General features: G+C 70.1%; 20 protein-coding genes. 10 read left to right on the plus strand and 10 right to left on the minus strand.

All coding sequences use genetic code 11. The features are described from left to right. Positions 1–56 precede the first annotated feature (56 nt). From KVT44_RS21790 to hemB, 5 genes are all read left to right on the plus strand, one after another. The gene (locus KVT44_RS21790) at positions 57–821 is read left to right on the plus strand and encodes a redox-sensing transcriptional repressor Rex (protein WP_217568213.1); all 765 of its coding nucleotides are present in this window, start codon (positions 57–59) and stop codon (positions 819–821) included. Next, positions 818–2,587, plus strand: coding sequence for a glutamyl-tRNA reductase (locus tag KVT44_RS21795; RefSeq protein WP_099921294.1), 1,770 nt, complete (start codon positions 818–820; stop codon positions 2,585–2,587). Before KVT44_RS21790 ends, KVT44_RS21795 begins: the two co-directional genes overlap by 4 nt. Next, positions 2,584–3,606 carry a hydroxymethylbilane synthase gene (gene hemC, locus KVT44_RS21800; protein ID WP_097285722.1) on the plus strand — a complete coding sequence of 341 codons (1,023 nt, stop codon included), beginning with the start codon at positions 2,584–2,586 and terminating at the stop codon, positions 3,604–3,606. The genes KVT44_RS21795 and hemC overlap by 4 nt, the downstream gene beginning before the upstream one ends. Continuing rightward, positions 3,603–5,324: a uroporphyrinogen-III synthase gene (locus KVT44_RS21805; RefSeq protein ID WP_075033735.1), complete on the plus strand. Its 1,722-nt coding sequence runs from the start codon at positions 3,603–3,605 to the stop codon at positions 5,322–5,324. The genes hemC and KVT44_RS21805 overlap by 4 nt, the downstream gene beginning before the upstream one ends. Before the next feature lie 230 nt (positions 5,325–5,554). Next, positions 5,555–6,568, plus strand: a complete 1,014-nt coding sequence (gene hemB, locus KVT44_RS21810) for a porphobilinogen synthase (RefSeq protein ID WP_099921284.1) — start codon at positions 5,555–5,557, stop codon at positions 6,566–6,568. Here hemB and KVT44_RS21815 read toward each other — a convergent pair. Then, complete coding sequence (locus tag KVT44_RS21815; RefSeq protein ID WP_217568214.1) at positions 6,562–7,272, minus strand: DUF4232 domain-containing protein; 711 nt, start codon at positions 7,270–7,272, stop codon at positions 6,562–6,564. The two genes, hemB and KVT44_RS21815, sit on opposite strands and share 7 nt — an antisense overlap. 210 nt (positions 7,273–7,482) lie before the next feature. Here KVT44_RS21815 and KVT44_RS21820 point away from each other — a divergent pair, with 210 nt between their 5' ends. The 3 genes from KVT44_RS21820 (at position 7,483) to KVT44_RS21830 (ending at position 11,239) form a co-directional block, all read left to right on the plus strand. Continuing rightward, complete coding sequence (locus tag KVT44_RS21820; RefSeq protein WP_217568215.1) at positions 7,483–8,802, plus strand: helix-turn-helix transcriptional regulator; 1,320 nt, start codon at positions 7,483–7,485, stop codon at positions 8,800–8,802. A gap of 81 nt (positions 8,803–8,883) precedes the next feature. Beyond that, entirely contained in the window at positions 8,884–9,786 is a 903-nt protein-coding gene (locus KVT44_RS21825) for an SAM-dependent methyltransferase (protein WP_217568216.1), read from the plus strand. A gap of 256 nt (positions 9,787–10,042) precedes the next feature. Next, positions 10,043–11,239 (plus strand): PLP-dependent aminotransferase family protein, encoded by a 1,197-nt coding sequence (locus KVT44_RS21830; protein WP_099921280.1) that lies wholly within the window; start codon positions 10,043–10,045, stop codon positions 11,237–11,239. Positions 11,240–11,252: 13 nt separating this feature from the next. Here KVT44_RS21830 and KVT44_RS21835 read toward each other — a convergent pair whose 3' ends face one another. The 3 genes from KVT44_RS21835 to argS all read right to left on the minus strand — a co-directional run bounded on the left by KVT44_RS21835 (position 11,253) and on the right by argS (position 15,126). Further along, positions 11,253–12,134, minus strand: coding sequence for a DUF4253 domain-containing protein (locus KVT44_RS21835; protein ID WP_217568217.1), 882 nt, complete (start codon positions 12,132–12,134; stop codon positions 11,253–11,255). 177 nt (positions 12,135–12,311) lie between these two features. Further along, on the minus strand, positions 12,312–12,881 hold the full coding sequence (locus KVT44_RS21840) for a lamin tail domain-containing protein (RefSeq protein WP_217568218.1): 570 nt from the start codon (positions 12,879–12,881) through the stop codon (positions 12,312–12,314). A gap of 472 nt (positions 12,882–13,353) precedes the next feature. Then, complete coding sequence (gene argS, locus KVT44_RS21845; protein ID WP_099921277.1) at positions 13,354–15,126, minus strand: arginine--tRNA ligase; 1,773 nt, start codon at positions 15,124–15,126, stop codon at positions 13,354–13,356. Positions 15,127–15,272: 146 nt separating this feature from the next. Between argS and lysS the strand changes: the two genes are divergently transcribed. Further along, entirely contained in the window at positions 15,273–17,015 is a 1,743-nt protein-coding gene (lysS, locus tag KVT44_RS21850; RefSeq protein WP_217568219.1) for a lysine--tRNA ligase, read from the plus strand. 72 nt (positions 17,016–17,087) lie between these two features. Here lysS and KVT44_RS21855 read toward each other — a convergent pair whose 3' ends face one another. From KVT44_RS21855 to KVT44_RS21865, 3 genes are all read right to left on the minus strand, one after another. Next, positions 17,088–18,431 carry a DUF2637 domain-containing protein gene (locus KVT44_RS21855; protein WP_190170095.1) on the minus strand — a complete coding sequence of 448 codons (1,344 nt, stop codon included), beginning with the start codon at positions 18,429–18,431 and terminating at the stop codon, positions 17,088–17,090. Between the two features lie 203 nt (positions 18,432–18,634). Further along, entirely contained in the window at positions 18,635–19,525 is an 891-nt protein-coding gene (locus KVT44_RS21860; RefSeq protein ID WP_075033914.1) for a DUF3558 family protein, read from the minus strand. Positions 19,526–19,672: 147 nt separating this feature from the next. Beyond that, on the minus strand, positions 19,673–20,509 hold the full coding sequence (locus KVT44_RS21865) for a DUF3558 domain-containing protein (protein ID WP_217568220.1): 837 nt from the start codon (positions 20,507–20,509) through the stop codon (positions 19,673–19,675). A gap of 213 nt (positions 20,510–20,722) precedes the next feature. Here KVT44_RS21865 and KVT44_RS21870 point away from each other — a divergent pair, with 213 nt between their 5' ends. Next, positions 20,723–21,916 (plus strand): RtcB family protein, encoded by a 1,194-nt coding sequence (locus KVT44_RS21870; RefSeq protein WP_217568221.1) that lies wholly within the window; start codon positions 20,723–20,725, stop codon positions 21,914–21,916. A 45-nt stretch (positions 21,917–21,961) separates the two neighbouring features. Here KVT44_RS21870 and KVT44_RS21875 read toward each other — a convergent pair whose 3' ends face one another. From KVT44_RS21875 to KVT44_RS21885, 3 genes are all read right to left on the minus strand, one after another. Continuing rightward, positions 21,962–22,795, minus strand: coding sequence for a hypothetical protein (locus KVT44_RS21875; protein ID WP_217568222.1), 834 nt, complete (start codon positions 22,793–22,795; stop codon positions 21,962–21,964). Between the two features lie 144 nt (positions 22,796–22,939). After that, positions 22,940–24,205, minus strand: coding sequence for a GNAT family N-acetyltransferase (locus tag KVT44_RS21880; RefSeq protein WP_217568223.1), 1,266 nt, complete (start codon positions 24,203–24,205; stop codon positions 22,940–22,942). Positions 24,206–24,242: 37 nt separating this feature from the next. Beyond that, positions 24,243–24,437, minus strand: coding sequence for a hypothetical protein (locus KVT44_RS21885; RefSeq protein WP_217568340.1), 195 nt, complete (start codon positions 24,435–24,437; stop codon positions 24,243–24,245). Between the last annotated feature and the right edge of the window lie 5 nt (positions 24,438–24,442).

Raw genomic sequence — 24,442 nt, forward strand, 5'->3', positions numbered from 1 at the left:
GGGGCGGTCTAGGTACGTGTGACCGCCTGCAGCCCCGCGCTACCCGCAGGAGCACCGTGGCAACTGGCCGAACTCACCGACCGGCGACCCGCAGCCGAGGGATTCCCGAGGCCACCGTCGCCCGGCTTCCGCTGTACCTCCGAGCCCTCACCGCACTGTCGGAGCGCTCGGTACCCACGGTCTCCTCCGAGGAGCTCGCGGCCGCGGCGGGGGTCAACTCCGCGAAGCTGCGCAAGGACTTCTCCTACCTCGGCTCCTACGGGACGCGTGGTGTGGGGTACGACGTCGAGTATCTCGTGTACCAGATCTCCCGTGAGCTGGGCCTGACCCAGGACTGGCCAGTAGTGATCGTCGGTATCGGTAACCTCGGCGCCGCGCTGGCCAACTACGGCGGGTTCGCCTCCCGTGGTTTCCGGGTCGCCGCGCTGATCGACGCCGATCAGGAGATGGCCGGAAAGCAGGTCGCCGGGATCGCCGTGCAGCACAGCGACGGCCTCGAGAAGATCATCGACGAGAACGGCGTCTCCATCGGCGTCATCACCACCCCTCCGGGCGTGGCCCAGCAGGTCTGCGACCGCCTCGTCGCGGCCGGAGTCACCTCCATCCTCAACTTCGCGCCGACCGTCCTGTCCGTCCCGGACGGCGTCGACGTGCGCAAGGTCGACCTCTCCATCGAGCTGCAGATCCTCGCCTTCCACGAGCAGCGCAAGGCCGGCGAGGAGGCCGAGGCCCAGGCCGGTGCCGCCGCCGTGGCCCAGGCCGCCCAGGGGGACAACGGCAAAGGTCCTGACGGGGACGTCCCCGCCGTGATGCCGGCATGAGTCTCCTCGTCGTCGGGCTGAGCCACCGCAGCGCCCCGGTCAGCGTCCTGGAGCGGGCCACGCTGAACGCGGACGCCCAGATCAAGCTGCTGCAGGACACGGTCGCCGCCGAACCGGCCGCCGAGGCCACGCTGCTCGCCACCTGCAACCGCATCGAGCTGTACGCCGACGTGGACAAGTTCCACGCGGGCGTCGCCGAGCTGTCCACGCTGCTCGCCCAGCACAGCGGGGTCGGCCTCGACGAGCTCACCCCCCACCTCTACGTGCACTACGAGGACCGGGCCGTCCACCACCTCTTCTCGGTGGCCTGCGGGCTCGACTCGATGGTCGTGGGCGAGGGCCAGATCCTCGGCCAGATCAAGGACGCGCTCGCCACCGCGCAGGAGACGCACACCGCGGGCCGGCTGCTGAACGACCTGCTCCAGCAGTCGCTGCGGGTCGGCAAGCGCGCGCACTCCGAGACCGGCATCGACCGCGCCGGGCAGTCCCTCGTCACCTTCGGCCTCCAGCAGCTGTCGGCCGGCACCGCCGTCGACGCCTGGGCCAAGGGCAAGAAGGCCCTCGTCATCGGCGCGGGCTCGATGTCCTCGCTGGCCGCGGCGACACTCGCGCGCGCGGGAGTCTCCGAGATCGTCATCGCCAACCGCACCCCGGACCGCGCGGAGCGGCTCGTTCAGATCCTCAACGAGAACGAGGGCGGCGACACGGACGTGCTGGCCCGCGCGGTACCGATGGATTCGGTGCCGGTCGAGCTGACACGTGCCGACATCGCCATCTCGTGCACCGGCGCCACCGGGCTCGTCCTGACGGCCGAGTCGGTCGCGGCAGCCGTGGAGGGACGTACGGGAGAGTCCGTGGCCACGGCCGAGCCCGCGGCGAAGCCCGCCGTGCGCGGTGCCGGCTCCGCTCGTACGGCGTCGTCCGCGGTCGTGGGCGACCAGGCGCAGCTTGCTCCCACCAGTCTCGGCACCGACGAGGACTGTCCGCTCGACCTGTCCGCCGTGCAGGGCACGGCCGGCTTCTCCGTGCTCGGCGAGGCCGCCGTCGCCGGAATGGCCGCCGCCGAGCTGGAGCAGCACGCGGCCTGGGTGGACAAGGGCGACGTCGCGGCCCGTGCCCCGCGCGGGGCGGCCGTACTCGACCCGGAGGCCGACGCCGACGCCATCGCCGCGCTCGTCCTGGCCGTCGCCACCGTCGGCCGGGTGCCCGAGCGCCGCAGGCCCGAGCCGGTCGCCGAGGCCCCCCGGCCCGCGCCCGTGCTCGCGCTGCTGGACCTCGCCATGCCCCGTGACATCGACGCGGCCGTGCACCGGCTGCTCGGCGTGCGGCTCGTCGACATCGAGTCGCTGGCCGAGGCGTCCGCGGACGCGCCGATGGCGGCGGACGTGGACCAGGTGCGGAGGATCGTTTCCGACGAGGTGGCCGCCTTCAGCGCCGCCCAGCGGGCCGCCCACATCACCCCCACCGTCGTGGCGCTGCGCACCATGGCCGCCGACCTCGTCGCGAGCGAGATCGCGCGGCTCGACGGGCGGCTGCCGGACCTCGACGACAAGGAGCGGGGCGAGATCACGCAGACCGTGCGGCGCGTCGTCGACAAGCTGCTGCACGCGCCGACCGTACGGGTCAAGCAACTCGCCGCCGAACCCGGCGGCGCCGGGTACGCGGACGCGCTGCGAACCCTGTTCGACCTGGACCCCGAGACGGTCGCCTCCGTCTCGCGGGCCGAGAACAACAACGAGAACGCCAAGAACCGAGGGCGAGCATGAGTGAGCCACGTGAGCCACGTGCGCCGCAGGGGCAGGCTGGAGCGCCCCAAGGGCGACCAGATGAGAAGGCGGCACTGAGGCTGGGGACCAGGCGCAGCAAGCTCGCCATGGCCCAGTCCGGGCTGGTGGCGCAGGCCGTGAGCCAGGTGACCGGCAGGCCCGTCGAGCTCGTGGAGATCACGACGTACGGCGACACCTCCCGTGAGCACCTCGCCCAGATCGGCGGCACGGGCGTCTTCGTGACCGCGCTGCGCGAGGCGCTGCTGCTCGGCGAGATCGACTTCGCCGTGCACTCCCTGAAGGACCTGCCGACCGGGCAGCCCGACGAGCTCGCGCTGGCCGCCGTGCCGCTGCGCGAGGACCCGCGCGACGTGCTCGTCGCCCGCGACGGGCTGCGCTTCGAGGAGCTTCCGGACGGCGCGCGCGTCGGCACCGGTTCGCCGCGCCGGATGGCCCAGCTGAACGCGTACGCCCGTAACCACGGGATGACGATCGAGACGGTCCCGATCCGTGGGAACGTCGACACGCGGATCGGATACGTACGCAGCGGGGAGCTCGACGCCGTCGTGCTCGCCGCCGCCGGCCTGGGCCGCCTCGGGCGGACCGAGGACGTGACGGACTTCCTGTCCGTCGACACCGTTTTGCCCGCCCCCGGCCAGGGGGCACTGGCGATCGAGTGTGCCGCGGACAACGCGGATCTCGTCGCCGCGCTCGGCGAACTCGACGACCCGTTCACCCGGGCCGCCGTGACCGCCGAGCGGTCCCTGCTCGCCGCCCTGGAGGCCGGCTGCAGCGCACCCGTGGGTGCTCTCGCCGACCTTTTGGCCGACGGGCAGATTGTCAAGGAGATGCGCCTGCGCGGCGTCGTCGGCACGACCGACGGCACGACGCTGGTGCAGCTGTCCACCACCGGTCCCGTGCCCGAGACACATGACCAAGCAATGGCGCTCGGCCGTGAACTCGCCGCCGAGATGCTTGCCAAGGGCGCGGCCGGTCTGATGGGGGAGCGAGCACATTGAGCCCCACCACCCTTCCCGCCGGTCCCGAACACGGGCACGTCACCTTCCTCGGTGCCGGACCCGGAGATCCGGGACTACTGACACTGCGCGCCGTCGAGGCGCTGGCGAACGCGGATGTTCTCGTCGCCGAGTACGAGGTACTCGACATGGTCCGCGTCCATGCCAGACAAGGCGTCGCCGTACTGAGTACGAATACGGACGGGGGGACGCCTTTGGGCACGTCTTCCAGTACGTATCCGGGCACAGGCACGCCTCAACTAGCGGTTGTTGACGCCGTGTCAACGACCGCTGGTGACCCCGCGTTGAGGGACGCTGCCAATCTTGTCATGGAGGCCGCGCGGGGCGGCAAGCGGGTCGTGCGTGCGGTGTCCGGTGACCCCGGGCTCGACACGTACGCCGCCGAGGAGATGCTGGCATGCGCCGCCGCGGGCGTGCCGTTCGAGGTCGTGCCGGGTGTCGCCGCGGCCGTGGGCGTGCCCGCGTACGCCGGTGTGCCGCTGCGTGACGCGCAGGGCGCCGACGTGCGGTTCGTCGACGGGCGTACGGCCTCCGACCGGTGCTGGACCGAGGTCGGGGCGTCGGACGGGACGGTCGTCGTCTCGTCGACGCTGGACTCCGTGGCCGCCGCCGCGGGCGAGCTGGTCGCGGCCGGTCGCAAGCCGGACACGCCGATGACGGTGACGATCGCCGGTACGACGACGCGTCAGCGGACCTGGTCGGCCACTCTCGGGACGATCGCCCAGACCCTGAAGCAGGCGAAGGTGCTGCCGTCCCCGGACGGTGGGCGCCCGGTGATAGCCGTGGTCGGTGAGCGTTCCGCCGCGGCTCAGCGTGAGCAGCTCTCGTGGTTCGAGTCCAAGCCGCTGTTCGGCTGGAAGGTGCTCGTCCCGCGGACGAAGGAGCAGGCGGCCTCGCTCTCCGACCAACTGCGGTCCTACGGAGCCGTGCCGCACGAGGTGCCGACGATCGCCGTCGAGCCGCCGCGGACGCCGCAGCAGATGGAGCGCGCGGTCAAGGGCCTGGTGACGGGCCGCTATGAGTGGATCGCCTTCACCTCCGTGAACGCGGTCAAGGCCGTGCGGGAGAAGTTCGAGGAGTACGGGCTCGACGCGCGGGCCTTCGCCGGGATCAAGGTCGCGGCGGTGGGCGAGCAGACGACGAAGGCGCTGGTCGCCTTCGGCGTGAAGCCGGATCTGGTGCCGAGCGGTGAGCAGTCGGCCGCGGGTCTTCTGGAGGACTGGCCGCCGTACGACCCGGTGTTCGACCCGATCGACCGGGTGTTCCTGCCGCGGGCCGACATCGCCACCGAGACGCTGGTCGCGGGGCTCATCGACCTGGGCTGGGAGGTCGACGACGTCACGGCCTACCGGACCGTACGGGCCTCGCCGCCGCCGGCGGAGACGCGGGAGGCGATCAAGGGGGGCGGTTTCGACGCCGTGCTCTTCACGTCGTCCTCGACCGTACGCAATCTCGTGGGCATCGCGGGCAAGCCGCACAACGTGACGGTGATCGCCTGTATCGGTCCGGCCACCGCCAAGACGGCGGAGGAACACGGGCTGCGGGTCGATGTGATGGCTCCGGAGCCGTCCGTGCACAAGCTGGCCGAGGCGTTGGCGGACTTCGGTCTCCGGCGCCGGGCCGCCGCCGCGGAGGCGGGGGATCCGGTTACTCGGCCGAGTGAGCGTCGGCCGGGGGCGCGGAGGCGTCGTACGACGTAGGCGTGCGACATAGGTGTGCGTAGGGGGTATGGGGGCTCTGCCCCTCATACCCCCGCGTGCTTTTCGGCTGCGGGTGGTGGGGGCTGGGCGCGCAGTTCCCCGCGCCCCTGGGGCCGGGGCTGCCCCCCATGCCCCATGTGCCCCATGCCCCATCGTCCGTCAGTCGAACGAATCGGGTACCGGCACGGTGTCGGCAAGGGGGGTCGTGGGGCGGGCGTAGCGTAGAGGGCATGACGAAGTACGGATCCTTCCCCGGTACGCGGCCGCGGCGGCTGCGTACGACGCCGGTCATGCGGCGCATGGTCGCCGAGACCCGGCTGCACCCCGCCGACTTCATCCTCCCCGCGTTCGTGCGGGAGGGCGTGAGCGAGCCGGTTCCCATCGCGGCGATGCCCGGCGTCGTGCAGCACACGCGCGACAGCCTGAAGAAGGCCGCGCTGGAGGCCGTGGAGGCCGGGATCTCCGGGATCATGCTCTTCGGCGTGCCGGAGGACGCGAAGAAGGACGCCGTCGGAACCCCCGGGACCGACCCGGACGGGATTCTGCAGGTCGCCCTCCGTGACGTGCGCGCCGAGGTCGGCGACGAACTGCTCGTCATGTCCGATCTGTGTCTCGACGAGACCACCGACCACGGGCACTGCGGAGTGCTCGACGCGGAAGGCCGCGTCGACAACGACGCGACCCTGGAGCGGTACGCCGAGATGGCCCAGGTCCAGGCCGACGCCGGGGCCCACGTGGTGGGGCCCAGCGGGATGATGGACGGTCAGATCGGGGTCATCCGGGACGCCCTGGACCAGATCGGGCGCGAGGACGTCGCCATCCTCGCCTACACCGTGAAGTACTCCTCCGCCTTCTACGGGCCCTTCCGGGAGGCCGTGGCCTCCTCGCTGAAGGGCGACCGCAAGACGTACCAGCAGGACCCCGCCAATGTGCGGGAGTCCCTGCGGGAGTTGGCCCTCGATCTGGAGGAGGGGGCCGACATGGTGATGGTGAAGCCGGCGGGACCGTATCTGGACATCCTGGCGCGGGTCGCGGACGCCGTCGACGTGCCCGTGGCCGCCTACCAGATCTCCGGCGAGTACTCGATGATCGAGGCGGCGGCCGAGAAGGGCTGGATCGACCGCGACAAGGCGATCCTGGAGGCGCTGACCGGCATCAGGCGGGCCGGCGCCCAGAACATTCTTACCTACTGGGCCACCGAGGTCGCGCAGAAGCTCCGACAGGGCCCGGCAGCCGCTCAGTAGGCCAGCGCGTCGTCCAGGCTCTGCTGCCAGTACGTCACCGTGAGCTTGTCGTCCACGTACACGCCCTTCGCCGGGAGGGCCGGGGTCGCGCCGCTGCCCTTGGCGAAGCCGACGACGAGGGTCTTGGCCGTGTAGCCGTTACCGCCGCTGCCGTCGGCGGCCGAGAGCAGGATGCCCGCGTAGCCGGACTCGCCAGGGGCCAGCGTGACGACCGCCTGGGGGTGGGTCGACTCGGCGACCGGCGGGACCGACTGGGCCTCGCCGAAGCGGGCGATCGGGTACCCGGTCAGATCGCAGTTCTTCGCACCGGTGTTGGTGACGGTGAGGAGAAGGTGGTTGAGGGGGCGGGAGACCTCGGTCGCGGTGGTCTTGGTGTTGGCGCCGTTGCAGGCAGGGTTCCGCGTGGCCGAGGTGCCTGAGCCGTTCTTGCCGGAGGAGCCGGAGCCGCCGCTGGTGCCGGCCGTGGTGGTGCCCGGCGTGGTGGTGCTCTTGGGGGCGGCCGTCGAGCCCCCCGTCTCACCCGCCGGCTTCGCCCTCGTACCGCCGGCGGCCGTGGACCCGGTCGGCTGCGACGAGGAATGGGACGCGGCGGACGGACCCTCGTCACGTACGCCCTTTCCGTTGTCGCACGCCGTGAGGGCGAGCGCGGCGAGCGCGACCGTCGTGGCGGCGAGGAGGCGGGTGCGGGCGGTGCGTGCGGACATGGGTGATCCCCCTGTGGGTGTGGCTGGTCGGTAGCCGCTCGACCGGTCGAGGGGAGCGGCGTGCTTGGATGACCACAGCTTGTCGGTTGATCCGTCCCGGGCGCCACGGTTGCCGGGGGATACGGGACACCGGAACGTTCGTAGGGGGTCTGACCAGGGGGAATATCGTCCCCCTGGAACGCGGACCGGGACGCGGGGGATGGAGGAACGGTGGACGGGGACGAGTTCGCGGGGCTGCTGCGGGAGCTGAAGGAGCGGTCCGGACTCAGTTACGGGGTGCTCGCGAAGCGGCTGCACGTGAGTACGTCCACGCTGCATCGGTACGTCAACGGGGACGCCGTACCGACGGACTACGCACCCGTGGAGCGGCTCGCGCGTGTGTGCGGGGCGACTCCCGAGGAACTGGTGGAGCTGCATCGGCGGTGGGTGCGGGCGGATGTGCTGCGGGGACAGAAGGGGGTGCCCGCAGCGCCCGTGACGGATGTGGCGCCTGTGGAGTCCGTGATGGAGGCGGCGTCCGTGACGGGCGCGGTGTCCGTGACGCCGGTGGGGGCGGAGGGCTCCACGGGGGAGCCGGGTGTGGCTTCGGAGGTTGTCGGCGGGCCCTCGGGCGAGGCCCCGAGCGGGGGGCGGCGACGGCGTACGGTCCTCCTCGCCTCGGTCGCCGTCGTCGCGGTGCTCGCCTCCGCCGCGCTCGCGGTGCGGTTCGTGCCGGACGGCAAGGGTGACGGGAGCGGGGGGCGGGAGGTCGTGGGGGCCGCCGCGTCGTCCGGTCCCCGGGAGAGTTCGCGGGGGACGGCGTCGGCCGACGGCAAGCACCGGGAGCCGTCCGCCTCGGTCAGCGCCTCCGTCTCCGCCTCGCACGGTGGTGGGCCCGAGGCGTCCGTCTCGACGGCGGGTGGCGGTACGGGCCAGGACGTCGCCGACGGCGCCACCGCGCCCCTCGTGGCCGCCAACCCGTACAAGTGGGACGGCCCGTGCAGCCAGCACTACCTGGTGAACCGGGAGGCCGAGCGGGTGCCCCCGCCGCCGAACGAGTCGGACGCGCGCGGGTGGGTCACGGCGCTCGGCGGGGTCGCCGGTCAGGAGCAGATGCTCGCGCTGACCGTGCAGGGGACGGGGAAGGCCACCGTGGTCCTGGAGGGGCTGCACGTGCGGGTGGTGGGGAAGGACGCGCCGCTCGCCTGGAACGACTATGCGATGGGCGTCGGCTGCGGCGGCGGCGTGGAGACGAAGTCGTTCGCCGTGGATCTCGACGCGGGGCGGCCCGTGACCACGCCCAAGGCCGGGCAGCGGGACTTCCCCTACAAGGTCAGCGAGTCCGATCCCGAGGTCTTCTATGTCTTCGCGGACGCGCGGGCGCACGACGTGAGCTGGTACCTGGAGCTCGACTGGTCCAGCGGAGCGCGCAGCGGCACGGTGCGTATCGACGACAACGGGAAGCCGTTCCGGACGAGCGGGAATGTGGGGCGGCCCGCGTACGACTATCCGCTGGGCGGCAGCGAGTGGAAGACGGCCGCGACAGGTTAGCCAGGAGACGGGCACTATCAAGTCCCCCTGGGAGTTACGTTGTTGCCCGTTGAATGACGCGACTCTCCAGGGAGAGGCTTTATGCCCGGTGATGCTCTCAGCCAGGACCCCGCCGAGCTGAGAAGGAGGATCGACACCACCAAGGCGCACCCGGCGCGCGTCTACGACGTCTTCCTCGGGGGCAAGGACAACTACCCGGTCGACCGGTCCGCGGCCGCCGCGGCCATCGTGGCCAATCCGCGGGGGTACCTCGACGTACGGCACAACCGGGACTTCCTGCGCAGGGCGGTCACCACGCTGACCCAGGAAGCGGGTGTCCGCCAGTTCCTGGACATCGGTACCGGGTTGCCGACGCAGGAGAACGTCCACCAGATCGCGCAGCGGATCACTCCGGAGTCGCGGGTCGTGTACGTCGACAACGACCCCGTTGTGCTCGCTCACGCGCGTGCGTTGCTCACCAGCGGGCCCGAGGGGCAGACGGACTACATCGACGCGGACCTCGAGGAGCCCGCGCGGATACTCGAAGAGGCCGCGAAGACCCTCGACTTCGAGCAGCCGATCGCGCTCGTGCTGGTGGCGATCCTGCACTTCATCGAGGACGAGGCGGCCTATCCGATCGTGCGTGAGCTGGTGGCGGCGTTGCCTTCGGGCAGCCGGCTCGTGCTCAGCCACCTCACCGAGGATCTCAACGCGGAGAACATTCGGGCGGTTCAACGGACGTTCACCGAGCGGGGGTTCACGTTCGTGCTGCGGTCCAGGGCCGAGGTGGAGCGGTTCTTCACGGAGAACGGGCTCGAGGTGGAGGAGCCGGGTGTCGTGCCCGTGCACCGCTGGCGGCCCGACGGTGCGGCTCCGCTGCCCGAGAAGGTGGATCCCGCGTACTTCGCCAGCCTCGACGACATCGAGAAGATCCGCTATCGCGACATCAATGACGTGACGGACGCGGACATCAATGTGTACGGGGTGGCGGGCATCAAGCCCTGACTCCCGCCCCCGCCGCCCCTACCCGTCCCACCCTGGGGGCTCCGCCCCCAGACCCCCCGGGCGCGTTCGCTGCCTGCGGGCGGGTGGGGGCTGGGCGCGCAGTTCCCCGCGCCCCTACAAGACTTCGGCCGGCCTGCGTCTTCAGCGAGCGAAGTCCTTCGTGTCCGTATCGCGGAACTGGCCGGTGTAGGGCGCAGGTGTCTCCTTAGGGTGGCGAACCAGAGGTTGTGGGAGCCGTAGGAGAAGGAGTCGTCTTGTGACCGGTCTCGGGATCACCCAAGCCGTGCCGCCACTCGCCGCGCGGGCCACCGCGATCGGTGGGTCGCCGGTACGGGAGATCCTCGCGGTGACCGCGCGGCCGGAGGTGATCAACTTCGCGGGCGGGCTGCCGGCACCGGAGCTGTTCGACGCGGAGGGGATCGCCGCAGCGTTCCGTGACGTGTTCGCCCACGAGCCCGAGCGGGCGCTGCAGTACTCGACCACCGAGGGCGAGCCCGTCCTGCGGGCAGCCCTCGGTGAGCGGACCACCGCACGCGGGCTGCCGACGGACGCGGACGACGTACTTGTCACCACCGGATCGCAGCAGGCGCTCTCGCTGCTCGCCACCGCCCTGGTCGAGCCCGGCGACACCGTACTCGTCGAAAGCCCCTGTTATCTGGCGGCACTCCAGGCGTTCGCGTTCGCCGGGGCGCGGGTGGTCGCGGTGCCGGCGGACGGGGGCGGGATCGATCCGGACGCGCTCGAGGAGCTTGTCACTCGTGAGCGGCCCAAGCTGCTCTACACCGTGCCGACCTTCCAGAACCCGACCGGCCGGACCATGGCGGGTGAGCGCCGGGCCGCCGTCGCGTCCGTCGCCGCCCGGTGCGGGGTGTGGATCGTCGAGGACGACCCGTACGGTGAGCTCCGTTTCGAGGGCGAGCGGGTGCCGTGGATCGCCTCGTACGACGGTGCCCAGGACCGGACCGTGCTGCTCGGCTCCTTCTCCAAGGTCATGGCGCCCGGCCTCAGGCTCGGCTGGCTGCGGGCGCCCGCCGCGCTGCTGCGGGCGTGCGCCGTCGCCAAGCAGGCCGCCGATCTGCACACCCCGACCGTCAACCAGCTCGCCGCCGCGCGTTATCTCGCCGACCGGGACCTCGACGCCCATGTGGCACGGGTCGCGGGCGTGTACCGCGAGCGGCGCGACGCCATGCTGGCGGGTATCGCCGATGCCCTTCCGGCCGGGTCCACGTGGACCCGGCCGGAAGGCGGCATGTTCCTCTGGGCGCGGCTGCCGGAGTCGTACGACACCACGGCCCTGCTCCGGGGAGTGGTGGAGCAGGGAGTGGCGTACGTGCCGGGCGCGCCCTTCTACGCCGGGGAGCCCGACCCCGCGACGCTGCGGCTCTGCTTCGTCACTCAGACCCCGGACGAGATCGGCGAGGGGCTGCGGCGGTTGGCGAAGGGGCTTCGGTAGACAGGGGAGCCGGTCAGTCCCACCAGAAGGACCACACCCGCCTGCCGAGCACCTCGTCCGCCGCGTACGCGTGCAGCGTCTCGCTCTCGCCCTGCGTGATGTTGTCCGGGCAGAAGGCGAAGTGCTCGGCGGCCACCGCCTCGGCCTCGGCCGCCGTCGTGGGCGGGGCCGCCACCGACAGGACCAGCTGGTCGAAGGTGAGGGCCACGACCCGTATGCCGAAGCGGTCCTCCCAGGAGCGCAGGACCGCGCAGAGGCGGGCCACGTCGCCCTCGTAGTTCAACGGACCGGACCAGCCGATCGCCGCCGGGATGTCCGCGCTGCGGCGCGCCGGGACCAGGGCGAGGCGCGGCTCCTTCAGCCAGGAGCCGCCGCCCGCGAGGGAGTCGGCGACCTCGGTGGCCCGGTCGTCCGGGTCCGCCTCGGGCGCGGTGGCCGGTGCCAGGCCGGGCCACTGCACGCCGTGCGGCGCGATCGTCTCGGCGAACTCCTTCGCCTCACCGAAGAGTTCGGTGACCGCTTCCTTGCCGGGGTGGTCCGCGTCGGCTTCGAGCTCGTCCTCCGCGTACTCCTCCCAGTACCCCGCCAGTACCTCGTCGGCGTCGTGATCCCCCGGATACGACATCTCCTCGGGCATCAACTCCCATTCCTCCGGGCCGCCCTGGCCGCCGCCGACGTCTATGAGGAGGGGGAGCAGGCCGGCCGTGCGCGGGGCGGAACCCAGCGTGGCCCAGTCTCCGGGGGCGGCCGGCGCCTCGGTGTGCCACAGCAACGGCTCGTGCCAGGGGCCGTCGTCTGTCGTGTCGATCAGTTTCCCGGGCGGGAGTTCGAGGCCGAGCGCGCGCCCGCTCGGATCTGCCGCCAGCGAGGGCAGCGGGTTCGGAAGTGTCGCCATGCCGGTGACTTTAGGGCCCGCCACTGACAACGCGACTCGGGGTCCGCCCACGAGGTCCTGGACGGCCGGGCACACGTGCGCGACGTGCCACAGGTGGTTCGTGGCACGCCGCGCGAAGAGGGTCAGGCGCGGGTCGAGGGAGGCGCAGTCCGTACGCCGGGCTCGACCCGCCAGGGGTCAGCGGTGGCCGTGGCCCGGACCGCGACCGTGGTCGTCGCCGTGGCCACGACCGTCGTCACCGCGGCCGCGACCGTCGTCACCGTGACGACGACCGTCGCCACCGTGGTGCCTGGCGTCCCACGAGATGGTGTCGACCACGCGACGGTGGTCGTTGCGGAGCGTGGCGGTGTCCTCGCGGTCGTCCCAGACGAAGTTGCGGCGGTCCTGGTAGACGTCGCGGTAGGTGTCACGGCCGACGCCGGTGTGGACGCGTACGGTGGAGTGACCGTTCAGGCGCAGGTGGTGGAACGTGTAGACGCGGCCCTGACGGTTGGACAGCGTCCAGTCGTCCAGGTTCACGCTCTCGCGCCCGCTGTTGGTGATCTGCACCCACTCCTCGTTCAGCGAGCGGTTGGACCTGGAGCCGTGTCCCGGGGCGTCGTACTGGACCTTGCTGATCTCCACCCGCGAATCGCGCGGCCCGGATCCGTCGGCCGCCGCCGGCAGGGCGGCTGCCCCCACCAGCGCGGCGGCGGACAGAGCGGTGGCGGCCAGGCGACGGGCCGTGAAGGTCTGCGAAGCGGTCATGGGTGCCCCCTTGGGGTACTGGCGGGCCATGGCGACAGGATCGTGCCGGCGGCCCGCTGTTCGTGCACCCGGCCTGCTGGCCGGACACCGCATAGCTTGCCGACTGAAGTGCTCCGCTACGTCCCGGAATCGGGGGGCGTTGCCGATCAACGACATTGTCGTGATAGTCGCATGTAGTGCGCACGTTTTGTGAAGATGTGTCGGGTTGACGCCTCTTCGGGGGGTGTGGCCGCATCAGTGCTGGCCTGCGCCACTTCTTCGCCATGCCGCGCCACCCGTCCGCGACCTCCGCCGTCACCCGAAAGTGAGTAACAGTCCCGAGCAGGCAGCGGTACCCGCTCGGGTGATCGTGTGTACGCGCGTCCGGGTGCGGAAAAACGCCTGATCCCGCAGGCGCGTCAGCGGCCTACGGGATCAGGTACTACGGGGTCGTACGGGGTCGGGTACGCAGGGCTCGGCGCCCTACGGGAGATCAGAGACGCTCGGGCGTCCTGATGCCCAGCAGGGCCATGCCCTGGTGGAGCGTGCGGGCGGTGAGGTCGCACAGGAAGAGGCGGTTCTCCGCGACCTCCTGTGCGGGAGCCGGCTTGATGACCGGGCACTGGTCGTAGAACGTCGTGTAGAGCGACGCCAGTTGGTACAGGTACGCCGCCAGCTTGTGCGGGGCGTACTCGCCGGCGGCCTCGTCCAGCGTCTCCCCGAACCGGTCCAGGTGCAGACCCAACGCCCGCTCCGCCGGGGCCAGTTCGAGCTCCGGGTGGGCCAGCGGCGTACGGTCGCCGGCCTTGCCGAAGATCGACCGGATACGGGCGTACGCGTACTGGAGGTACACGGACGTGTCGCCGTTCAGCGAGACCATCTGGTCCAGGTCGAACTTGTAGTCCCGGACGGCGGAGGTGGAGAGGTCCGCGTACTTCACGGCGCCGATGCCGACGTACCGGCCGTTCTCCTCGATCTCCTGCTCGCTCAGGCCCACCTTCTCGGCCTTCTCCCGCACGACGGCGGTGGCGCGGTCGATCGCCTCGTCCAGGAGGTCGACCAGCCTGACCGTCTCGCCCTCACGCGTCTTGAACGGCTTGCCGTCCTTGCCCAGCACCGTGCCGAAGGCCAGCTGCTGCGCCTGCACGTCGTCGCCCAGCCAGCCCGCCCTGCGCGCGGTCTCGAAGACCATCTTGAAGTGCAGGGACTGACGGGCGTCGACCACGTAGACGAGGGTGTTCGCCTTGAGGTTGAAGACACGGTCCCTGATCGCCGAGAGGTCGGTCGCCGCGTAGCCGTAGCCGCCGTCCGACTTCTTCACGATCAGCGGGACCGGGTTGCCGTCCGGGCCCTTCACATCGTCGAAGAACACGCAGAGCGCGCCGTCGGACCGGACCGCCACACCCGACTCCTCCAGGAGGCGGCAGGTCTCGTCCAGCATGTCGTTGTAGCCCGACTCGCCGACCACGTCCGGGTCTCGGATCTCCATGTCCAGCTTGTCGAAGACCGAGTAGAAGTAGATCTTCGACTCGTCCACGAACTTCTGCCACATGGCGAGGGTCTCCGGCTCGCCCGCCTGGAGGTCGACCACCCGGCGCCGCGCCCGCGTCTTGAACTCCTCGTCGGAGTCGAAGAGCGTCCGCGCCGCCTTGTAGAGCCGGTTCAGGTTCGACATGGCCTCCTCGCCGGAGACCTCCGCCTCGCCCTTGTGGTCCAGCTCGTGCGGGTGCTCGATCAGGTACTGGATGAGCATGCCGAACTGGGTGCCCCAGTCGCCGATGTGATGGCGCCGGACCACGCTCTCGCCGGTGAACTCCAGGATCTGGACCACCGCGTCGCCGATGACCGCCGAACGCAGGTGACCGACGTGCATCTCCTTCGCCACGTTCGGCTGCGCGTAGTCGATGACCGTGGTGCCCGGGTTCTCGGCCGGCGGCACACCGAGGCGCTCGCCGTCCTCGTACCGCGCGGCCAGGTTCTCGGTGATGGCCTTGTCGGTGATCGTGATGTTCAGGAAGCCGGGCCCGGAGACCTCGATGTCCTTGATCACGTCACCCGACTCGACCCGCGCCACGACCTGCGTCGCCAGCTCTCTCGGGTTCGCCTTCGCCTTCTTCGCGAGGGCCAGGATCCCGTTGGCCTGGAAATCGGCCCGGTCGCTTCGTCGCAGCAGCGGGTCCGCGGAACCGGCCTCCGGCAGGGCTGCCGAGAGGGCGTCCGCGAGGCGCTGGTGGACGGAGGCGGTGAGGGACGTGACCGAGGCCATGGAGTGGCTGCCGTTCTGCTCGGGTTCCGGGAGTTTCTGAGTACAGGAAAGCCAGTATCCCATGCGGTGAAAAGCCGTTTTCGCGGTTCACGCCCGAGCTGGGAGAATGGTGGGGTCAGCCGTACTGGCGTATGAGAAAGAAGGACGTGCCGATCGTGGCTCAGAGCACCGAGACCACCGACTGGGTCTCCCGTTTCGCGGATGAGGTCATCGAGGAATCGGAGCGTCGGGCCCCGGGCAAACCGGTCGTTGTCGCGTCCGGCCTCTCCCCCTCAGGCCCGATCCACCTCGGCAACCTCCGCGAGGTCATGACCCCGCACCTGGTCGCCGACGAGATCCGCCGCCGCGGGCACACCGTGCGCCACCTGCTCTCCTGGGACGACTACGACCGCTACCGCAAGGTCCCGGTCGGCATCCCCGGCGTCGACGACTCCTGGGCCGAGCACATCGGCAAGCCGCTGACCTCCGTCCCCGCCCCCAAGGGCTCGGAGCACCCGAACTGGGCCGAGCACTTCAAGGCCGCCATGGTCGAGGCGCTGGCCGAGCTCGGCGTCGAGTACGACGGGATCAGCCAGACCGAGCAGTACACCTCCGGTGTCTACCGCGACCAGGTGCTGTTCGCGATGAAGCACCGCGGCGACATCGACGCGATCCTCGACCAGTACCGGACCAAGAAGGGCCCCGCGAAGAAGCAGCAGGGCCAGAAGCCGGTCGACGAGGCCGAGCTCGAAGCCGCCGAAGGCTCCGGCGCCGCCGCCGAGGACGACGGCAGCTCGGCCGCCGGGTACTACCCGTACAAGCCCTACTGCGGCCAGTGCGAGAAGGACCTCACCACCGTCACCTCGTACGACGACGAGACCACCGAGCTGGCGTACACCTGCTCCGCCTGCGGCTTCTCCGAGACCGTCCGGCTGAGCGAGTTCAACCGCGGCAAGCTGGTCTGGAAGGTCGACTGGCCCATGCGCTGGGCCTACGAAGGCGTCATCTTCGAGCCGAGCGGGGTCGACCACTCCTCTCCGGGGTCCTCCTTCCAGGTGGGCGGCCAGATCGTGGGCATCTTCGGCGGCAAGCAGCCGATCGGACCCATGTACGCGTTCGTCGGCATCTCCGGCATGGCCAAGATGTCCAGCAGCAAGGGCGGGGTGCCCACCCCGGCCGACGCGCTCCAGATCATGGAGCCGCAGCTGCTGCGCTGGCTGTACGCCCGCCGCCGTCCCAACCAGTCGTTCAAGATCGCCTTCGACCAGGAGATCCAGCGGCTGTACGACGAGTGGGACAAGCTCGCGGGCAAGGTCGCCGAAGGCTCGGTCCTCCCGGCCGACGCCGCCGCGTACGCGCGCGCGGTCGGCACCGCCGCCGGAGAGCTGCCCAGGACCCCGCGCCCGATGGCGTACCGCACCCTCGCCTCCGTCGCCGACATCACCGCCGGCGCCGAGGACCAGACCCTGCGGATCCTGAGCGAGCTCGACCCCGAGAACCCGCTCGCCTCCCTGGACGAGGCCCGGCCCCGGCTCGACAAGGCCGAGACCTGGATCAACACCCAGGTGCCGGCCGAGGAGCGCACCGTCGTGCGCGACGAGCCCGACGTCGACCTGCTCAAGTCGCTCGACGACCAGGGCCGCGAGTCGCTGCGGCTGCTCCTCGACGGGCTCGAGCAGAACTGGTCCCTGGACGGCCTCACCCACCTCGTCTACGGCGTCCCCAAGGTCCAGGCCGGCTTCCCCGCCGACGCCACCGCCAAGGAGCTCCCGCCGGAGATCAAGGTCGCCCAGCGCACGTTCTTCGCGCTGCTGTACCACCTGCTGGTCGGGCGTGACACCGGACCGCGCCTGCCCACGCTGCTGCTCGCGGTCGGACAGGACCGGGTACGCAAGCTGCTCGGCGCGTAGGGCCTTCGGCTGTACGAGGAAGGGGGCGCCCGGTGAACACCGGGCGCCCCCTTCTTGTGCACGCTGACGTGCCTACGCGATGTGGTCTTCCTGGAGTTCCGCCGTGTGGCGGTTGGTGAAGCGGTTGACCATGCGGTCGGCCTCGCGCTGCGGGAGCGTGGTGCCGTACGTCGCCTCCACGTCGCCCCTGAACTGGCCCGAGGTCGGATAGCTGCCGTCTATCGACTTCTTGAAGACCAGGTAGTAGTCCTCCTCGGTCGGCTCCGAGCCGCCGCCCGCACCCAGCTCACGGGTACGGCCCGGGCCGGACGGGATCGGGAAGGTACCGGTGTCCTCCGGAGAGGGCTCCGGAGCGGGGGCAGGCTGCTCCTCGTACCGCTGCTGCGGGAACGTCTGCTGCGGGAACGTCTGCTGCTCGAACCGCTGCTGTTCTTCGAACTGCTGCCGAGCCCGGAACTGCTGCTGCTCCTCGAACTGCTCGGCCTGCTGCTGCTCCTCGTACCACTGCCGGTACGCGACATCCGGGTCGTACGTCGGGTCGTAGTCGCCCTGATACGCGACGGACTGGGGGTTCCGCGCCTGAAGCCACTGACTCTGCGGCTCGGCGTAGTCCTCCGGCAGCTCGGGGGGCTCGTTCGCCTCGGCGGCGGGAAGCTGTTCCCGGACAGGCGCCGCGTTGCTCTGTACGACGGGTGCCGTCGGTTCCGGCTCGCGCGCCACCTCCAACTGCGGCGCCGGGGGCAGCAGGGCCGGCTCGATGCCCGCCGCCGCCAGGCCGGAGGGGGCGGTCTCGGCGAGCGGTACGCCGTAGCGGGCCAGGCGCAGCGGCATCATGGACTCCACCGGGGCCTTGCGGCGCCAGGCGCGCCCGAAGCGGGAGTGGAGGCGGGCCTGGTAGACGAGGCGGTCCTGCTCCAGCTTGATGACCTGCTCGTAGGAGCGCAGCTCCCACAGCTTCATCCGGCGCCAGAGGAGGAAGGTCGGGATGGGCGAGAGCAGCCAGCGGGTGAGGCGGACGCCCTCCATGTGCTTGTCGGCGGTGATGTCCGCGATCCGGCCGATCGCGTGCCGGGCCGCCTCGACGGAGACCACGAACAGGACCGGGATGACCGCGTGCATGCCGACGCCCAGCGGGTCCGGCCAGGCCGCCGCGCCGTTGAAGGCGATCGTCGCGACCGTCAGCAGCCACGCCGTCTGGCGCAGCAGCGGGAAGGGGATGCGGATCCAGGTCAGCAGGAGGTCCAGGGCGAGCAGGACGCAGATGCCCGCGTCGATGCCTATCGGGAAGACGTACGCGAAGTTCCCGAAGCCCTTCTTGAGGGCCAGCTCGCGCACGGCCGCGTAGGAACCCGCGAAGCCGATTCCCGCGATGACGAGCGCACCGGCGACGACCACACCGATGAGAATCCGGTGCATTCGTGTGAGCTGGATTGGCGCGGACACCCGTACTCCCCTCTCCTTGCGTGTTGTTGCGCGCAACAGGGTGGCACATGTGTACGGCGCACGGGCGGCCGGTATGGCAGGAGCCCGGCCCGCGAGGTGACCGGACTCCCTCAAATGCCCTGCTGGGCAGGCGAGTTGCGCGCCGACGCCCGTGAAATGTCAGTACTTCTCGAATGTCAGTTCTTCTTGGTGGCCGACGCCGAGGCCGAGGGCTTGGAGCTGGCCGACGCCGACGGGGAAGCCGACTTCGAGGGGCTCGCGGACTTGGAGGGGGAGGCCGACTGCGACGGGGCGGTGGTCGCCCGGCTGCCGTCCTGGTTCGCGGAGGCCACCGCGGCCACCGCCTCCTTGGCGGCCTTCTCCGCGGCCTTCGTCAGGTCGTCCGCGCTGGGGGCCTTGTCGCCGGCGAGACCGGCGCCGTTGTAGTCGAGCGTGATGACGACGTTCTCGACGCGCGTCACGACCGTCTGCTGCTTGAAGGAGCCTTCCTTCTTCTTCAGGCCGTAGCGCACCGCCGTCGACGCGTCGCCGATCCCGGAGACCGGCTCCGACCGGGCGCCCGTCGCGCCGGTCACCGTCTGCGCGTCCTTGACCTGCTTGTCGTAGTAGGTCTGCGCGAGCTGGTTGCCCTCACCGCGGGTCGCGTCCGAGTCGAAACGCAGCAGGGAGACGTTCAGCCAGCGGAACTGGGACCCCTTGACGCCCTTGTTGTCGAGACTGTTCCAGGAGCAGCTGCTGCGGTCCTTCGCGTCGTCCGACTTGCCCGACTTGGCGGACTTCAGGCCCTTCGGTACGAGTTCGCCCAGCGTCTTCTTCGAGAACACCGAGCAGGGGGCCGGCAGCGTCGCGTACGCGGCCGGCTTGACGGCGTCCGCGGAGGTGCTCGGGGACGCGGACGAGGTCGCGGCCGTGCCCTTCTGGGCGGCGTTGTCGGCGCTCGAACCCGATCCCGAGCCGGAGTCCGAGGAACAGCCGGCGGCGGCGAGCACCACCGGGACGGCGGCTGCGCTGACAAGGATGCGGGTGAGTCGCGGGGCTCGGCCTACTCGCTGTGCTGGTCGGTGCATGGTTCCTTCACTCGTGGCGCTCGTGGTGCGACCGCACGTGGCTGGTGCGGCCGGTCGGGTCCGAGGGGCCACGGTACGCGGTGAGGCAGCCATGCGTTTCCTGTTCGAGGGGTTCGCGTGGGGTGCCCCCGCGCCCCGGCGGACCCGCTAGCCGTTGAACCGGTCGACGAGCTTCTGTGCCAGATTCCGGGCCTTGTCCTGCATTTCTTTGCTGTCCGGGGTGCCGGTGGAAGCGGTCGGCTGCTCGGCGTACTCGATCCTCACGATCACGTTGGACGTGCGGAACACCACAGTCACGGTGCGCTGCTGGGCCGTCGATGAGCCGGAGTTGAGTTTGTCGTTCAGGAACGCCTCGTCGCCCAGACCGCTGAGCTTGCGGGGCTGGAGGTCGGCGGGGGTCTCGCTCGGGCCGGCCGAGATCGAGGCGGAGGCGGAGGAGGTCGAGGAGGCGGACGTGGAGGCGGACGCGGAGGAGGTCGCCGAGGGGGTGGCGGTGGCGGAACCGGTGTCGGACGGCGTGGCCGAAGCGGAGGCCTCGGGGAGGTTCGCCGCGGTCTCCTCGGTCGCGTAGATGTCCTCGGCGCGGGAGTCGTCGCTCACCGCGTTGTCGTACGAGACCACGCGCTCGAAGTCGACGCTGAGATGGTCGGTGGCGTCCGTGGACTCCACCTTCCAGCCGCAGCCGACGCGGCGGTCGGTGTCGTAGGTGAGGGTGGCCTGGCCCTCGTACGCCGTGTCGCGCCGGTCCTGGTCGGTGATCTGCTTGATGCCGGGCAGCAGGGAGTCGAGGCTGTCGTGGCTCACCGCGGCGCAGGCCTCCGGGAGCGTGCGGTACTTGCCCGGCTGGGCGGCCGGGGTGTTCACGCTGAGGTCGCCCGGCTTGGGGTCGGCCGCCGTGCCGTTGCTTCCCGAACCTCCGGTGCAGCCGGCCAGCAGAGCCGCGAGGAGCGCGGCGATGCCGGGGACGTACGCCTTCCGCTGCACGGTCGGGCTCCTCTCGACGGCTCCCGGGGCCTGTGGCCGGGATGCTCTGTGGTGCTGTCCTGTGGTTATTCGGTTGCCGCGCGGGGGCGGCCCCTGCAGACAATGTGTATCGCACGCACAGCCGTGGACGCCGGTCCGTTGTCCTATACGTCGACCTTGGCGCGGGTTTTGCGTTCTATGACTTTTGTCGTTTGTCGGGGGAATGAGGATGTTATGTCGTACGTAGAGATACCGGGCGCCAAGGTGCCCATCCGCATGTGGACGGACCCGGCGTCGGTCGAGGACGTGGCCCTGCGCCAGCTCCAGAACGTGGCCACCCTCCCGTGGATCAAGGGCCTCGCCGTGATGCCGGACGTCCACTACGGCAAGGGCGCGACGGTCGGCTCGGTCATCGCCATGCGTGACGCGGTGTGTCCGGCGGCGGTGGGGGTCGACATCGGCTGCGGGATGTCTGCCGTCAAGACGTCGCTCACGGCCAATGATCTGCCGGGGGATCTTTCGCGGCTTCGGTCGAAGATCGAGGAGGCGATTCCGGTGGGGCGGGGGATGCATGACTCCCCGGTCGAGCCGGGGCGCTTCCATGGGCTGGCTACCGGTGGGTGGGATGACTTTTGGGGGCGGTTCGACGGGGTTGCGGAGGCGGTCAAGTTCCGTGAGGAGCGTGCGACCAAGCAGATGGGCACGCTCGGATCGGGAAATCATATGATCGAACTGTGTACCGATTCTGACGGGTCTGTGTGGCTCATGCTTCACTCCGGGTCGCGCAACATCGGCAAGGAACTGGCCGAGTACCACATCGGCGTCGCCCAGAAGCTCCCGCACAACCAGGGACTGGTCGACCGTGACCTCGCGGTCTTCGTGACGGACACTCCGCAGATGGCGGCGTACCAGAACGACCTTTACTGGGCGCAGGAGTACGCGAAGTACAACCGAACGATCATGATGGCGCTCCTCAGGGACGTGGTCCGCAAGGAGTTCAGGAAGGCGAGAGTGACCTTCGAGCCGGAGGTCAGTTGCCATCACAACTACGTTAGCCGCGAGCGCTACGAGGGCATGGACCTGCTTGTCACGCGCAAGGGGGCCATCAGTGCCCGAGCCGGTGAGTTCGGCATCATTCCGGGCTCGATGGGGACCAGCTCGTACATCGTGAAAGGACTCGGCAACGAGAAGGCTTTCAACTCGGCTTCGCACGGCGCGGGTCGGCGCATGAGCCGCAACGCGGCCAAGCGTCGCTTCACGACAAAGGATCTGGAAGAGCAGACGCGGGGTGTGGAGTGCCGTAAGGACTCGGGCATCGTGGATGAGATTCCGGGGGCGTACAAGAACATCGAGCAGGTGATGGAGCAGCAGCGCGATCTCGTCGAGGTCGTGGCCAAGCTGAAGCAGTTCATCTGTGTGAAGGGCTGACGCGCGAGGCCCCCGGGCAGGGAACCGGGGGCCTCGCTCAGCTGGTCATTTGTCGGCAGGCAGGGGGACCTTACCGGTTCGCAGGCGCCAGAGGCGGACGTAGCAGCTCTTTTTGGTTCGGCCGAGTTCCTTGGCTGCCGCGGCATCGTCGTTCAGTTGCAGCAGCACGCGGTCCTCCCACGCCATCCAGCGGCGACGGTCAGGTGCGACCCGCATGTTCGCCGGCCGGACCCACGCGCCCAGTGATTCGGCGGCAGTCTTCTTGCGTTGCAGGGACAGGCAGTCTTTGTAGTAGAGGTCAGCTACCAGCTCCTGGGCGTTCTCCTTCGTGTAGAGGATGTTGTAGATACCGTCTCGGGCGTTGCGCTTCAAGGTGCGCTCGGCTCCTGTGATCTTTCCTGCGTAGAAGCAGAGGTAGGTGCCGATTGCGGTGCTCGCCGTGGTCAGGGCAATGAAGGGCCAGCCCTGCTTGGTGTATCCGACAGAACCGTCCGCATCGATGACCCCGCGCAGGTAGTCGCGCCGCGAGAACTTCCCGCGCGGCGGGGCGATCGTCTTGGACTTGCGGCCGTAAGGCAGGCCGAGGTCGTTGAGCAGGGTCCTGGCTTCGAGCGAACACAGGTTCCAGGTCGCCGAGTGGTGAGTCTCGGCGAAGTTCGTGGATCGAGTGCGTTCGGTGATGCTGGTGTTGTACGGCGTCAGCCTCTGGAACTCGCGCAGGAGCTCGACGTCTCGGGCGTTGATCTCGACGGTAAGACGGCCTTTCTGGCCCGCCCCCTTCGCCAGATGTCCGTCCGCCTGCAAGAACCCGAACATGTACGCGTACTCGGGGACCCCGAGGTCCATGAACTGGTGGGCGCTAGGCTCGCGTTCAGCCACAGGGAAGTCCGCCTTCCTTCTTGGTCAGGCCCTCGGGCGGGATGGCAGTCCCGGCCGAGGGCCGTCGTGTTTGATGTTGTGGCGCGAGCCTAGGTCGGGAGTTCTGGTGTCGTATGGGTGATCTATGCGGTTCACCCTTGTGAGTTAGCGGAGGTGCTTCTCCAGGAGGGTCACCGCGTAGGGGGTGCCCAGGCCGCCGTCCTTGGCGGTCTGTTCGCCTACGACCGTGTAGCCGGCCGCTTGGTAGTACTCCCGCAGGCGGGGGTTGGTGGAGAGGCAGTCCAGGCGGGAGAGGGTGCGGCCGGAGGCGGCTATGCGGCGTTCCGCTTCCGCGAGCAGGTGGCGGCCGGTGCCGGGTGGGGCCACGCGGCGGTCGGTCATCAGGCGGTGGATGTAGGCGGCGGTGGGGGGTTGGGGGCCCCAGGCGGCCGGGTCGTCCCACCAGAGTTCCCAGGCGCCCGCCACCCGGTCGTCCAGGAGGGCCAGCCAGACTTCGCCCTCCGTGAGGCGGGTGCGGAAGTGGGGTTCGGTGAGTTGGCCCGGCTTCCACTGATCGATGCCTTGGGAGAGCTGCCAGTGGGCCGCCTCGTCGCGGAGGCGGACCAGGGTGGGGATGTCCGTCTCGGTCGCCCGGCGGAAGGTGAGGGGGGAGGGGGGTTCGAGGAGGTGTGTGCGGAGGGCCGAGGCGAAGGTGGGAGGCAGACCCAGGGTCTCGGTGACGTAGGACTCGACCGACCCGTAGCGGGACTTCAGGTCCGACAGGAATCTGGTCATGATCTCGGCGGGTGCCGTGCCGTAGGCCGGCCACACCAGTTCGCGGTCGGGGTTGTTGGTGTGCCAGTCCGCCACCAGGAGAGGCGTGGCACGTTCCGTGAGGGTGAAGTCGTCGGTGATCGTCTGCTCGGGGACGTCCAGGAGAGACAGGACCAGCGCCGCCACCAGGCCTGTGCGGTCCTTGCCCGAGGCGCAGTGGAAGACCAGGGGCGTGTCCGATTCGGCCGCTGCCCCGATCAGTTGCAGTGTCTCGCGGATTTCCTTCGTGCCGTCCTCGGTGACCTCCGCGTAGCGGGCCGCCAGGTAGGGGCCGGGGGCGACGGACGGGGGCAGTGCCGCCTGGTCGTAGGGGCGGTGTTCGATGCTCTGGTTGTGGTACGTGAGGGAGGGGTGCTCGGGGACGCGGCCCTTCGCGTCGATCTCCCAGGGGTAGCGGAGGTCCACGACCGTGCGGATGCCGAGGGAGAGGAAGAGATCCCAGTCCCGCGTCCCGGGGGTCAGTTTGCCGAGCGAGTCCGCGCGGTACAGGCGGGACCGGCGGACCGTACGGCCGTCCGCGGTGGTGTATCCGCCCAGGTCGCGAAAGTTGTGCAGACGGGCGAAGGGCAGGTGTTTGTTCGCATCGTGTCCGTTCACATCGCGGCAGCGTACGGCGGACGTACGGCTGCCGCGATCACTTCGCGTGGGATATCGCGTAGATCATGACGAAGGCCACGATGTGGATGCCGAAGAGGAAGTACGCGAGGTACCACCAGACGTAGCGCTGGTTCTTCTTCTCCGCGGCGAGGTGGCGGCGCTCCGCGGAGGGCGCGTCCGGCGTCTCGTCCGACGTCTCGTCCGGCGTCTCGATCGGTGTCCCTTCCGGCATCCCGT

Origin of the sequence: Streptomyces sp. GbtcB7 (assembly GCF_019091445.1) — a bacterium.
Lineage (GTDB): Bacteria > Actinomycetota > Actinomycetes > Streptomycetales > Streptomycetaceae > Streptomyces > Streptomyces mirabilis.

Coding starts and splice junctions, on each gene's coding strand:
- KVT44_RS21815 (WP_217568214.1), bottom strand. CDS start 7,272: ATGTCCGCACGCACCGCCCGCACCCGCCTCCTCGCCGCCACGACGGTC.
- KVT44_RS21860 (WP_075033914.1), bottom strand. CDS start 19,525: ATGCACCGACCAGCACAGCGAGTAGGCCGAGCCCCGCGACTCACCCGC.
- KVT44_RS21855 (WP_190170095.1), bottom strand. CDS start 18,431: ATGCACCGGATTCTCATCGGTGTGGTCGTCGCCGGTGCGCTCGTCATC.
- hemC (WP_097285722.1), top strand. CDS start 2,584: ATGAGTGAGCCACGTGAGCCACGTGCGCCGCAGGGGCAGGCTGGAGCG.
- argS (WP_099921277.1), bottom strand. CDS start 15,126: ATGGCCTCGGTCACGTCCCTCACCGCCTCCGTCCACCAGCGCCTCGCG.
- hemB (WP_099921284.1), top strand. CDS start 5,555: ATGACGAAGTACGGATCCTTCCCCGGTACGCGGCCGCGGCGGCTGCGT.
- KVT44_RS21825 (WP_217568216.1), top strand. CDS start 8,884: ATGCCCGGTGATGCTCTCAGCCAGGACCCCGCCGAGCTGAGAAGGAGG.
- KVT44_RS21885 (WP_217568340.1), bottom strand. CDS start 24,437: ATGCCGGAAGGGACACCGATCGAGACGCCGGACGAGACGTCGGACGAG.
- KVT44_RS21795 (WP_099921294.1), top strand. CDS start 818: ATGAGTCTCCTCGTCGTCGGGCTGAGCCACCGCAGCGCCCCGGTCAGC.
- KVT44_RS21835 (WP_217568217.1), bottom strand. CDS start 12,134: ATGGCGACACTTCCGAACCCGCTGCCCTCGCTGGCGGCAGATCCGAGC.
- KVT44_RS21870 (WP_217568221.1), top strand. CDS start 20,723: ATGTCGTACGTAGAGATACCGGGCGCCAAGGTGCCCATCCGCATGTGG.
- KVT44_RS21840 (WP_217568218.1), bottom strand. CDS start 12,881: ATGACCGCTTCGCAGACCTTCACGGCCCGTCGCCTGGCCGCCACCGCT.